This is a genomic window from Acinetobacter sp. Ac_3412 (assembly GCF_013072675.1).
Classification (GTDB): domain Bacteria; phylum Pseudomonadota; class Gammaproteobacteria; order Pseudomonadales; family Moraxellaceae; genus Acinetobacter; species Acinetobacter higginsii.
Genome location: NZ_LXUJ01000009.1, coordinates 152,795 through 165,732 on the forward strand (window position 1 = coordinate 152,795; position 12,938 = coordinate 165,732).

8 protein-coding genes are annotated in these 12,938 nt (G+C 38.0%); 7 read left to right on the forward strand and 1 reads right to left on the reverse strand.

Annotated features, from left to right (window positions below):
• Window positions 1-13 precede the first annotated feature (13 nt).
• Entirely contained in the window at window positions 14-571 is a 558-nt protein-coding gene (locus tag A7P54_RS09215) for a DUF2062 domain-containing protein (protein ID WP_017402057.1), read from the reverse strand.
• Between the two features lie 316 nt (window positions 572-887).
• Here A7P54_RS09215 and A7P54_RS09220 point away from each other — a divergent pair, with 316 nt between their 5' ends.
• The 7 genes from A7P54_RS09220 (at window position 888) to A7P54_RS09250 (ending at window position 12,753) form a co-directional block, all read left to right on the forward strand.
• Window positions 888-1,481, forward strand: coding sequence for a LysE family transporter (locus tag A7P54_RS09220; protein WP_171549390.1), 594 nt, complete (start codon window positions 888-890; stop codon window positions 1,479-1,481).
• 106 nt (window positions 1,482-1,587) lie between these two features.
• Complete coding sequence (gene dcd / locus A7P54_RS09225) at window positions 1,588-2,157, forward strand: dCTP deaminase (protein ID WP_003653416.1); 570 nt, start codon at window positions 1,588-1,590, stop codon at window positions 2,155-2,157.
• 359 nt (window positions 2,158-2,516) lie between these two features.
• The gene (locus A7P54_RS09230; RefSeq protein WP_171549391.1) at window positions 2,517-5,501 is read left to right on the forward strand and encodes a filamentous hemagglutinin N-terminal domain-containing protein; all 2,985 of its coding nucleotides are present in this window, start codon (window positions 2,517-2,519) and stop codon (window positions 5,499-5,501) included.
• Window positions 5,502-5,587: 86 nt separating this feature from the next.
• Window positions 5,588-7,291, forward strand: a complete 1,704-nt coding sequence (locus A7P54_RS09235) for a ShlB/FhaC/HecB family hemolysin secretion/activation protein (protein WP_171549392.1) — start codon at window positions 5,588-5,590, stop codon at window positions 7,289-7,291.
• Between the two features lie 401 nt (window positions 7,292-7,692).
• Window positions 7,693-9,156, forward strand: coding sequence for a hypothetical protein (locus tag A7P54_RS09240; protein ID WP_171549393.1), 1,464 nt, complete (start codon window positions 7,693-7,695; stop codon window positions 9,154-9,156).
• Window positions 9,157-9,447: 291 nt separating this feature from the next.
• A complete protein-coding gene (locus A7P54_RS09245) occupies window positions 9,448-10,944 on the forward strand; it encodes a hypothetical protein (protein ID WP_171549394.1) in 1,497 nt (498 codons plus the stop codon).
• A 270-nt stretch (window positions 10,945-11,214) separates the two neighbouring features.
• Entirely contained in the window at window positions 11,215-12,753 is a 1,539-nt protein-coding gene (locus tag A7P54_RS09250) for a hypothetical protein (protein ID WP_171549395.1), read from the forward strand.
• The last annotated feature ends 185 nt before the right edge of the window (window positions 12,754-12,938 follow it).

The window sequence follows — 12,938 nt, forward strand, 5'->3', positions numbered from 1 at the left end:
GAGAAGAAATCATTTAGATGGTTTCTTCTCTCTGTTGTTTTTCTCGTTTGCGCCAACTGCGAATTACAATCCAGCGCCACATCAGGTGAGTCGCTAGATAAAATAAAACGGCAAATAAAACAGCTTCAATGATTAGACCTGAAACTAAAATTTTGGCCAAACTAAAATCAATATGACCATGCCCAAAGTTCTTAATCCAGTTTAAAATTTGATGCAGAACACCAAGTAGCATCTCTTTATTTATCATATTGACGTGATAAATTTTTGTCCCAAACCAAAAGCCTAAATACAGAATTGGCACCACGGTAAAGGGATTGGTGAGCCAAGCCATACAGAGGCCAATAGGTAAATTTACTTCAAAAAATAATACCGTCAGAATAATAAACAGACTATGAAATGGAACAGGCAGAATGCCCCAGAAGGTGCCAATAAACATGGCTTTTGCAATCGAGCGACGGTTCACATACCAAAGCAATGGATTTAAGGCGCGATCGCCAAAAATTTTCATCAGCTTTAAGCTCGCGACTTTCTCTGATGAAGGTAGCCACTTGTGAAAGAATTGCTTAGGCATAAACGCGGCAATAGACCCAATAGGACAGATAAATAGGAAGTTGTATAGAAAATAACACGATTTACTTAGCGAAAACTTAAAATCACTTCAGACATTATTGCATTAAAATCAAGCCCAAGATGAATAGGTTACATTTATTGTATTTTAAATAGACGCTATTTATGCAGTGACTGTTGAGTAGAGTAGGCTTGAAATCCATAAAATAAATATAAAACAGTTGTTTAAGTTGTGTTTGGTCATAACTGTTTACAGTTATTTTTTTGCTATGGCTTCTGAATTGGATTAATCTGAAACTATCTTCTAGTGAGGTCATTCAATGATTTCATGGTTCTTTATTGGTTTAGTCATTACCATTCTGTTGACTCCTGGTCCCACAAATACCTTATTGGCATCTTCGGGTATTCAAGTTGGATTACGCAAATCTTTACTATTGATTCCAGCAGAAGCAATTGGCTATATCATCGCAATTAGTGCATGGGGCATGCTGATTGGTAAAGTCTCTACAACTTTACCTGCATTGCCTATCTTTTTGAAATTATTAAGTGCGGGTTATATCGTTTTTCTTGCGATTAAATTATGGCGCACTGCGAACCAAGAAGTGGCTTTAAATCAACCCACGATTCGACCTAGAGAATTGCTATGTGCGACCTTGTTGAATCCTAAAGCACTGTTATTTGCTTCAGCGATATTTCCTGTTGCAGCATGGAAAAGCCAAGAGCTTTATATGGCACATATGAGTACCTTTGTCGGCTTGATTTTGCCAATTGCATTATTCTGGATTTCAGTTGGTGCAATGTTAGCAACGAATAAAGTTGCATGGTTGTCTCAATCAAAATTACAACGCACGGCTTCTGTGGTTTTGATGGCTTTTGCTATTCCAATTAGCTATTCAGCATTGATCAATTTATAACTTTGGCAGCGTTATCCACATAACAGGATAGTGCTGTTGTTTTCATTGATACCATTTTACGTTAAAGTACTCGCCAATTATTAACTTCGTCTATGGATAAAAAGTCATGGCAATAAAATCTGATCGTTGGATTCGTGAAATGAGCGAAAAACACGGCATGATTGAACCTTATGCAGAGAATCAAGTTCGTTTTGATGAAAACGGAGAAAAGTTGATTTCTTATGGGGTATCGAGCTATGGCTACGATGTCCGTTGTGCGCGCGAATTTAAGGTGTTTACTAACGTTCATTCAGCGATTGTTGACCCAAAGAACTTCGATGATAAAAGCTTTATCGATATCGAATCTGATGTGTGTATTATTCCACCAAACTCATTTGCTTTAGCGCGTACGATTGAATACTTCCGTATTCCACGTAATGTTCTTACGGTTTGCTTGGGTAAATCGACTTATGCACGTTGCGGGATCATTGTGAATGTAACGCCGTTAGAACCTGAGTGGGAAGGTCACGTTACCCTAGAGTTCTCAAATACAACCAATTTGCCAGCGCGTATTTATGCAGGTGAAGGTGTTGCACAGATGCTGTTCTTTGAAAGCGATGAAGTATGCGAAACATCATATAAAGATCGTGGCGGTAAATACCAAGGTCAAACTGGTGTGACTTTACCGAAAACCTAATTATTAATCGTTAAAATTTTTAACCATTGATCATCGGGTCAATGGTTAATACCCTTTCAGTAAAAGCTAAATATAATGCTTATCACATCATCATAAATCGTATCGTTTTTAATGAATAATAATTCTTAAATTTTTAGTATTTCCTTATTTTTAATCAATTAGATTTATCCATTTAAATAAAACGTTCTACGTCTCGTTCTTTTTAAATTCAAGATAAGTACTCACCTGTGATTTATGCGATTGCTTGATGATGTTTTAACCATTGGTCAGGAAAATATATAAATTAATCAAATAATAAAAAAGATATGCTAAAAATAAATCGCAATTTTTTAAAATATTAAGAACAGGTGGGGATAATTGTGAATAAGATCTATCAAGTGGTATGGAATACGACGCATCTTTGCTGGCAAGCCGTGAGTGAGAAGGCTAAAGGTGGCGTTGTTGCAACGCAATCAACAACAAAAATCAAATCTAAAACTTCTGTTGCTCATACAGTAAAACTAGCAGCGTTGTTTGCGGTGAATGTACTGAGTGCAAGTATTGTTTTTGCAGGACCAACAGGTGGCGTGGTTAGCTCTGGAACAGCGAGCATTTCAACCGCAGGTACCACCACCACGATTAACCAGTCCACCGCAAAAGCTGCAATTGACTGGAGTAGCTTTTCCACCAATAGCAATGAAATTGTGAATTTCGTGCAACCGAATAGCAGCTCGATTACCTTAAACCGCGTCACGGGTACAAGTGCATCCAACTTAAATGGTCAGTTAAATGCCAATGGACAAGTGTTTATTATTAACCCGAATGGGGTGTTATTTGGCAGTACCTCACAGGTGAATACCGCGGGTTTAGTGGCATCGACCTTAAACTTGAGTAATGCTGATTTTAATAACAATCTATTTAATTTTAACAACCCTACCAATAACAAAACTGTTGAGAACCGCGGCAAAATCACTGTACCTACAGGCGGTACGGTTGCCTTAATTGCGCCAACAGTAAAACAGACAGGTACGATCAAAGCACCGCAAGGCAATGTATTATTGGCAGCAGGTGGTGATATTACCCTGAATTTAAATAATGGCAGCCTATTGGGTTACACCATTAATCAAGGTAAAGCACAGGCCTTGATTAACTCAGGCGGAATGATTCAGGCCGATGGCGGTAAAGTGATCCTTACTGCGAAAGGCATTGATGAATTAAGTAATGCGGTGGTGAATAGTGTTGGGGTGATCCAAGCGCAAACGGTGAATAATGTCCGTGGTGTGATTGAGCTCGGCAGTGATTTAAGCAGTGGTAAGGTAAATGTTAGCGGTACCTTAGATGCATCCGCCCCGAATGGAGGCAATGGTGGGCAGATTAAAACCTCTGCGGCAGAAGTAAATATCAATTCTGGTACCAATATCACCACACAGCGAAATAGTACGGGCAGCTTACCGCCGACCACCAGTGGCTGGGAGTTGAAAGCCAAAAATGTCGATGTCGATTTCTTTGGTGGCAGTGTCAGCAGTACCACTTTGGGTGATGCTTTAAATACAGGCAATGTCACTTTGAATGCGATTGGTACGGCAGAAGGTCAAGGTAATATTAATATCAATGATGCAAGCAGCTGGAATGCCAATACTGCGCTGACATTAACAGCAGCTAAAGATATTAATTTTAATAGTGATTTGGACTTAAGTGGAGATAAAGCCAAACTTGCCATGAATTATGGTACAGGTTCGGATTACAACTTAAATAATGGTGCCAAGATTAATATCAGCGGTTCATCACCGACGTTATTGATTAATGGAAGTTCTTACATTGTGATCAATGACTTAGGCGAAGAAGGTGATGCCAATATCAATACTTTGCAAGGGATTAACAATAACCTGACTGGAAATTATGCTTTAGGTAGCAATATTGATGCCTCAGATACGGTGAATTGGAATAATGGGAAAGGCTTTGAGGCGATTGGACAGCTTCAAGTTAAGATTGATGGTGGTATACAGTTACCTGAAGGAGGGATTCCACCCGAAGTAGAACTACCATTCTTTCAAGGAAATTTTCATGGTTTAGGACACAAGATTGATGGTCTAACTATTAATCAAGCTCGCCCTGAATGGGGGAATCTAGGTTCTGTCCCTGAAACAGCTCCGCAAGGGCTGTTTAGTATTACCTATGGTAGTGTATTAAGAGATGTAGGTCTTACTAATGCATCTCTTTATGGGTACGCTTATATGGGGGCGCTTTCAGGCTTACACCTTAGTGGGAATATTAAAAATGCATACAGTACCGGCCAAGTTAATGGTTTGCTATATGTAGGCGGTTTAATTGGACTCGCAGGCCACACAGGAGGTACTGAGTCTAGTTTGCAACGAATTAGTGGTAGTCATTCTGAGGCAAATGTTAAAGGTGTTGTTGGTGTAGGTGGATTAGCGGCAGGAAGTACGATCCCGATTTATAATAGCTATGCCACAGGTAATATTGCTTTGCCTGATTTTACAATGACTGCTGAGCAAGAGCAAAATCTAGATCCTAATTATACGGGAGGGTTAATTGCTGGTGGTTTAGTGGGAAGTGGACAAGGCATCTATAATAGTCATGCTACGGGGAATATATTATCTGGCGCATATGTAAATGGAAACTGGCATTCAGAACTTGGTTTCGGTGGTGCAGGTGGTTTAGTAGGGTTCTTTGGGTCTCAAGAAAATAACACTCATTATATTGATCAAAGTTATGCTACAGGCAATGTGAGTGGTCTAACCGGTCTAGGGGGATTAGTAGGAGGTACGGCTTTTAGAGGCTATGATTTAGCTCCTCGTTTATATATCAATAATAGCTATGCCACAGGTGATGTAACAGCGATAGGTAGTATTAAAAGTGAGCATATTGGTGGCCTTGTGGGAGCGAATGCTACAAAAGATATTATTAATAGCAGTTATGCAACAGGTCGAGTGAAAGGCGATACTTATGTTGGTGGGCTTGTTGGCTGGAATGATGGAATTGTAAAGAACTCATATTCAACCAGTATGGTGGAAGGCGAAACATCTGTCGGAGGGCTAATTGGTTACAACAATGGAACAGTTGAAAATAGCTATTCGAATGGGGGGGTAACTGGTGTAAATCATGTTGGAGGGCTCATTGGAGATGACCCTTATGCTAATGGTATAGTCATTAATAGCTATTGGAATACTGAAACATCAGGTCAATCTATCAGCGCGGGCGGTACTGGAAAAACCACAGCAGAACTGCAAAAAATTCTGACTTTTTCAGGGTGGGATATTGCCGATGCTTCTGACCCAAATTCAAGCTCGACCTGGGTGATTGATGAAGATAATGCGACCCCATGGCTCCGTTATAATCATTAAGATTAAAAGACATTATTAAGATATAAGATCAGAGGCTTAAGTCTCTGGTCTTAAATAATAAGATATTGATTAAATTTAGAGAAATAATGAAATTTTATTTATATAAACAAGTAGGGATGCGCAATAGAACACTCCTTCAAATAATGGGAGGGATTAGCATTTTGGTTGCTGGTTCTTCTATTGTCCGTGCAGACGTTGTGATTCCTGATAGTGGTACTATTACGAAGCAATTAGGTCCTGAACAATTCAAAGAAACACCCAAAACAGACCAACAGTACTTTGGTGCTGATTCATCGCAGCAAAATTACAGTCAAGATCAAACACCCATTTGGGTCACAAAAGTCCAGATAGAAGGGAATCAACAAATTGCTACAGCAGTTTTACATGATTTAGTCAAACCACTGGAAAATAAAAACAATGTACTGGCTGATTTACAGCTTAGCGCAGAACAAATCACCCAATACTATAAAAAACAGGGTTACTTTCTGGCGAAAGCCTATCTCCCCAAACAAAAATTAGAAAATGGAATATTGGTGATCCGAGTACTCGAAGGACAACTCGGTCAAGTCCTTTTAAATAACCAGTCCAAAATTAAAGATACAACCATTAAGCACTTTACCGATCAAATTCCTCATCATCAGGCGTTACAACAACAGCAAAGTAATCAGACTTTGCTGCTTATTTCAGACCTAGCAGGTGTGGGGCAAATTCAGGCAAACCTACAGGCTGGCGAACAGATTGGGCAAACCGACCTTGTTCTGGACATTCTGGGACAGCCAATTTGGCTCGGACGAATTGGTATTGATAACGCTGGAAGTAGTTATACCGGCAAATATCGACTTTCAGGCTATCTCGAAAGTAATAGTCTACTGGGATATGGCGAAAAGTTATCTGCTCAATTACTCGGAAGCAATCAAGACTTGGTTTCAGGAAGTTTAAATGCTCGGTTTCCTGTAACAGGAACGGGTCTATGGCTGGGTGGTGGTTATAGTAGAACTGAATATGAACTGGGTGAACAGTTTAAGCAATTGGATGCTACAGGCACCTCTGAAAACTATAATATAAACCTCATTTATCCATTGATCCGAAGTCAAAAGACTAATTTGAATTTGAAGCTGTTGGCTGAAAAAAGAAAGTTATTTGATGAAATAGAGGCCACAAATACAGAGACATCCAAACAGATAGAGGCGAGTCGGATCTCACTCAGTTTTAGCCGAATGGATGATTGGGGAATTGGAGATGTCAAAGGTGGTATTAATCAATTTGAGTTGATCACGACGATTGGCAATCTGAACATACAAAGCCCATCGGCTTTGAATATCGATCGCTTATCTGCAAAGACCCAAGGCAGTTTCAATAAATATGAGCTTAAGCTTTCCAGACAACAACGGTTGACGACATCTTCATGGTTGACCAGTGAGTTATATGGACAACTTGCATCCAAGAACCTCGATTCCGCCGAGAAATTTTCCTTGAACCAAATGCGTGCTTATCCAGCAGCAGAAGGACTTGGAGATCAAGGTTGGGGGGCATCAATTAATTTTTATTATCAACTAACACCATGGCTAAATACTTATTTATTCCAAGATTTTGGACGCATACAGCAAAATAAAAATCCATATCTTGGTGATAAAAATACCCGCAATTTGGCAAGTACAGGGATTGGTTTTGGCGGTGGATATCAAGACTTTGATTATAATGCGACACTCGCATGGCGAAATACTTCAGCTGCGAAAAGCGACAAGGATCAGCAACCTCGATTGCAGTTTGGCATTGGGTGGAGATTTTGATTTAAATTAATGAGTAATATTTATTAAAAATGTGATCACTAATAATCTGTAATTTTAATAGAGTCTATATTATTTAAAATAACATAGGCTCTGGAGATGTGTATAAAGAATATGTCGATAAATATCAATTTTTTATAAGCCTAAGTGATTTAAATCTATATCAAATTATTGTTTGATAATGTGCTTTTATTTTTGTGATCTAGTTTGTATTATTATTTTTTTTGGCCCTTATTGTTTAGAAAAATAAAACTAGTATTTTAGAATTATTAATATATTATTTGGAAGTGATCTGTTTTTATACGGCTTCACAGAAGATATATGAATTAGAAAGTCTTCTGTGATTGATATAAGAGCATTATAAAAATAAACAAATATGGATGTACTAAACACGGAGGTCCGTAATGCGATACTTTAAGTCTCTTCATTACGCAATGTTGACTTTAGGTAGCCTGTGCTTAAATTCTGCTTATGCAACTTCTACAACCTTACATCGTTTATCTGATTCTGAAATGTCCGCGACAACAGGGCAGGCATTATTGAGTATGTCTTATATTGCACCTACAGATGCTAGAAATTTAGAAAATCAGCGTTCGGATGGAGATCCGAATCTAGGTTTTTATCGTTTAGGAATGGAAGCTGAATTGGAGTTGAATGCCAATATAAAAAAATTGCAGTTAGGCTGCGGTGGTATGAATGGAGCGGGTGGATGTGATATTGATATTGATCATTTAAGCCTAAGTGGAATTTCTGACACGCGTGAAGGGCGAGCGGGCTCAAGTGCAAAGTTAACCAATCCTTTTATTGAATTTGCGATTCAAAATCCTAATCAGGCTTCCACTCGAAATGTTGTTGGTTTGAGATTAAGTGCTGAAAAGGTTTTGGGTCTATTGACACTAGGTACAGAGAACTCTTCTACTGCAAATGGAATAAATAGTCTCTCTGGATATATGAAAGTTCGATCTGGGATTGGAGATACTGAGTTAGAAAGAAGCAAAATTAAGGTTTCTGCCAATACAGCAGCGCAATATATGAGTTTAGCAACCTATCCGATTGAAGGGCGTTTAATTGCAAATGTACTGGTTGATTTAGCTGATGCAGATTTTAGAACCAATGGTGGTGGTTTTAGTATTCCAGAAATGAATAATCTACCAATTGAAACCCCACAAATTGTAGTCAATGGTAAAAGAAATACCTCAATCGGTTTAACTGCAACCATCAATATCCCAACAATTTATTTAGGCACTGGTGATGATTATCCAGCCTCTGGTCGAACAACCTCAGATGCAAATGGAACGACGACTGCAGTCTATACGGCGGGGAATCCTGTTGATGCTGTGATTACGGGCTGTAGAAATTTAACTCTGGCTCCTACATGTTTAGTTGCATGGGAAGGCCGCCAGTTTAGCAATATTAAAATGAGCGGGTCTGTGAGTGGAGCGAAAGCGACAGTAAATTTCCAAGAAGCTTTGGGATTTATTCATCGCTTAGAGATTAATTCAGCAGCATCTCTAAGTTTGCAGAGTCAAAATATTTTATGGCCTGATTCGGATACTGCAAATATTGCTCAATCAGGCTGGTGGCTGGCATTACAAGATCCTGTGAGTATTGGACGTGTAGAACCAACGCAAAGATTAAGCATTGAGCCATTGTTGGGACAGTTTGCAACAAAAGCTGGGGATTATTTAAAACAGAATCCTGCTAGAACCAGTGACCTTCTCGGTGTGCTGACTGGAAGTGGTTTGGATGCAGATATTGGAAATGTAGATTTGTCTAATGTCGCAGCTCTGCAAATGAACCTATCTAATTTGCAGCTCAATGGGCAAAATTTTACGCCAAATTGTTATGGGAGTTTAAATTTCTGTTAGTTTCAGTATTAATAAAAAAGACAGCTTCTGCTGTCTTTTTTATTATCTTGTATATATACAATAAAATTAATTTAGTTTTTCTTTAAAAGCACGATTATTTATCATTATAGGTCATTTTTTATCGGAAAATATTTATTTTTTAGCAATCATTGTGTTTATATTGTAGATGTTACTATCATTTACATAAGTATTATTTATTTTATTAAATTCTTTATCTGCTTGTTTGTGGTTAGGTTTTTATAGAGATAAATATATATTCCGGTTAGTGAAAAAATAAGAAGGATTCTTATAATGAGAAGTAGATATTTATCTATATTTCTTTTAGGGGTGAGCGGTTTTTATGTGAGTTCCGCTTGGGCAGCCTCTTCCACTTTACAGAGCCTGACGGATAATGAGTTATCTGCAGCGACAGGGCAAGCTTTGATGAGTTTGTCGTATATTGCGCCAACGGATGCAACGAATTTAGAAACAAAAAGAGCAGGTGGTGATAAAACAATTGGTTTTTATAAATTAGGCATGGAAGCGGAGATTGAGCTGAATGCCAACATTAAAAAATTCCAATTAGGCTGTGGCGGAGTAAATGGTGCGAATGACTGTGATATTGATATTGATAATTTAAGTCTAAGCGGTTTGAAACTTGATGCTAATGGTAAACCTGTGGCTATGACAAGAGAAGAACGTGCTTCTTCGTCAGCAAAATTAACCAACCCATTTTTAGAGTTTGCAATAAAAAATCCAAACAGTGCATCTACTAGACAAGTTGTAGGGTTTCGTTTAAGTGCAGAAAAAGCTGTTGGTTTATTAACAGCGGGTACTGAAAACTCTTCCACACCGAATGGTATCAATACAATTTCAGGCTATATGAAAGTTCAATCGGATAATGCTGGTGTGATTAAGGGCTATGCAACAACAGGGTCAACACGGGATAATTTATATGGAACGATGTATAGCCAAGATGATTTGGTAATCACTGGTACTTTGAAGTCTATTTTAGCTGCTAAAGCTGGGTTTAAGACTGTAGGTGGTGGATTTAATATTCCACAAATTAATAATAACTATTTTGAAGTTCCTGCAATATTGGTAAACGAGAATAGGGCTAAATCTAAAGTTTTATCGGCTCCCGTTAAGGTTCCTAATATTTATTTGGGTAGTGGAGCAAATTATCCTATTAATGGTTCTGTTCAGTACAATCCAAGTGGACCAAATGATCCTTCATATCCAGAACCGACAGGTATTTACACACAAGGTGGATTAACCCAGGCTGAAGTAACCAGTTGTAATATTACAGCGTGTTTGATTGCTGGGGTTGGTAAAAGATTTAACCAAGTCATGATGAATGGTACGATTTCAAATATTTCAGCGAATCTGAATTTAACCCAATCACTGGGTTTAATTCATAATTTACCGATTAACTCACCTTTTTCATTATCATTACAACAAAATGCCTTACAGTGGACTGGTGCTAAAAGTGATGATGTTGCACAAAAAGGTTGGTGGATGTCATTTTCAGATCCTGTAAATATTGGTTATGTTGTTCCAAAAGATCCAATTGATATTTCTCCACTCTTTCCTCAAATTGCAGCTGCTGTTTCAGATTGGTTGCGTGATGGTGGCGGGCATGAGGCCTATACGGATGATATTGGTGGACTATTGGGGTTCGGAGTTTTAGATGTTGATATTGGTACGGTTAATTTAGCTGGAAAACCATTAAATTTAAATCTAGGTAACTTGCAATTAACCAATCAAAACTTCCAACCAAACTGTTTTGGTAATTTGAAATTTTGTTAATTCTGTCGTTAAGAAAAAAGCAGCTTTTGCTGCTTTTTTTATTGAAAAGAAGGGAGTCTATTTATTTGATCTTAAAGTTATTTAGTTTTCTATTAATTTTCATTTTACAATTTGGGTCATTTTTTCCTGAAATTGTCTATTATTTAACAAAAATTAGTTTTATATTGAAATTCGTCATGTGACATGGGGTTAGTTCACTAACATTTTGTCTATAAGTAAATTTTATAAGGAAAATTATTTTAATTTCAAAAACTGAAAAGGATTTTTGTAATGAAAAATAGATATTTATCAATGGTTTTTTTAGGGACAATCGGTTTCTGTACGAATTCTATATATGCGAATTCTGCAACTTTACAATCTATGTCAGATAGCGAGATGTCTGCGACTACAGGGCAGGCTTTAATGAGTTTATCCTATATCGCGCCGAGTGATGCAGCTAACCTAGAAAGGCAACGAGGTGGTGAACAAAGTGTGGGATTTTATAAGCTTGGTTTAGAAGCAAAACTAGAATTAAATGCCAATATTCGCAACCTGCAGCTTGGTTGTGGTGGTTCAAATGGTGTTGGTGGTTGTGATATTGATATTAAGAACTTATCGCTGAGTGGTTTAAATGATGGTGTAGTGAGTGGCTCGGCAAATCCGAATGAAGGTAGTCCAACCTTTAATAATGGCCGTGCATCGACAAGTGCAGAGATTACCAATCCATTTATTGAGTTCGCAATTAAGAATCCAAATAGTGCTTCAACCCGAGAGTTTGTTGGCTTAAGACTTAGTGCCGAAAAAATTAATGCACTACTAACAGCTGGTATTGCAAATGGGGCAACTCCATCGACAACGGATGGGATACAAAGCTTAAGTGGGTATATGCAAATCGCGGGTACAACGGGTGACGTGTGGACAAAAGCAGCAACATTTGGGAAAAGTGATTCAAACTGTTTGCCTGGAATTAGTGGGCCAACTGCATGTCAATCCATCGCTGGGAAGTTAGATGTCGTATTATGGGGACGAAGAGATTTTGCTAGTTTACCTGCTGATAGTAATACTACAGGTATTACGGTTCCAAGTATGAATGTTGGTTTTAGCTTGCCTGCATTTACAGTAAATGGTAATAGACAAACAAAAGCAGTTGCACCAAATGTGAGTGCTACGATTCCAGAAATTCCAATTGCAAGAGCATCTAATTGTGTTGCAGGAGATACTAGAGCAGCATGTACTGTTAACTATGATAATGATCAGTTATATGTGAGCCTTCGAAAGGCAAGTGGTTCTGGTTATAATGCAGCTAATTTGGCTCAAACTGATTGTGTTGCTCTTTTGATTTGTCTTGTCAACAATGCAAAATTTAAAATGGGTGCTGATTCAAAGTTAACCAACTTAAATATCGATATTACCTTTGAACAAGCATTAAGTATGATTCATAACATACCTTTGAAAGGGACAGGCGGATACTTAGCTTTGCAAAAACAGGCACTACAATGGCCAGGTGCAAATGCTGATGATATTGCACAGAAAGGTTGGTGGATGTCGTTTGCCGAGCCGGTTCAATTGGGATATTTGAAAGCATCACAGCAAGTTGATATTAGTGGGGTGTTGCCTCAAGTATCTACATTTGTAACTCAAGCTTTATATGCAGGCGATCCAATCAGTATTAATTTAGCCGATGCACTGGGAGCTTTAACCAATAATCCAATTGTCAAAAGCTTAACGATACCTGTCGGCACCAGCACTGCAACTTTAACACTTCAAAATCAACAGCTTAAGAATCAGGCTATTCCAACTAACTGTTATGGTAGTCTAAGTTTTTGTTAAGCCTAATTTTTTGAAAAAGACAGCATAAGCTGTCTTTTTTTATGTGGATAAAAACTAGCGATACTGAAAATTTTATTGTTTAGTTCGTTATTGAATGTCACTTATAACTTTATAGGCCATTTTTATCGGATATTGTCTATTATTTGACAATATTTGAGTTTATATTGGAAAACGTAATATGGCAT

Excerpts from the sequence above, each read along its gene's own strand:
- A7P54_RS09215 (WP_017402057.1), bottom strand. The coding sequence starts at position 571 with ATGCCTAAGCAATTCTTTCACAAGTGGCTACCTTCATCAGAGAAAGTC.
- A7P54_RS09220 (WP_171549390.1), top strand. The coding sequence starts at position 888 with ATGATTTCATGGTTCTTTATTGGTTTAGTCATTACCATTCTGTTGACT.
- dcd (WP_003653416.1), top strand. The coding sequence starts at position 1,588 with ATGGCAATAAAATCTGATCGTTGGATTCGTGAAATGAGCGAAAAACAC.
- A7P54_RS09235 (WP_171549392.1), top strand. The coding sequence starts at position 5,588 with ATGAAATTTTATTTATATAAACAAGTAGGGATGCGCAATAGAACACTC.
- A7P54_RS09240 (WP_171549393.1), top strand. The coding sequence starts at position 7,693 with ATGCGATACTTTAAGTCTCTTCATTACGCAATGTTGACTTTAGGTAGC.
- A7P54_RS09245 (WP_171549394.1), top strand. The coding sequence starts at position 9,448 with ATGAGAAGTAGATATTTATCTATATTTCTTTTAGGGGTGAGCGGTTTT.
- A7P54_RS09250 (WP_171549395.1), top strand. The coding sequence starts at position 11,215 with ATGAAAAATAGATATTTATCAATGGTTTTTTTAGGGACAATCGGTTTC.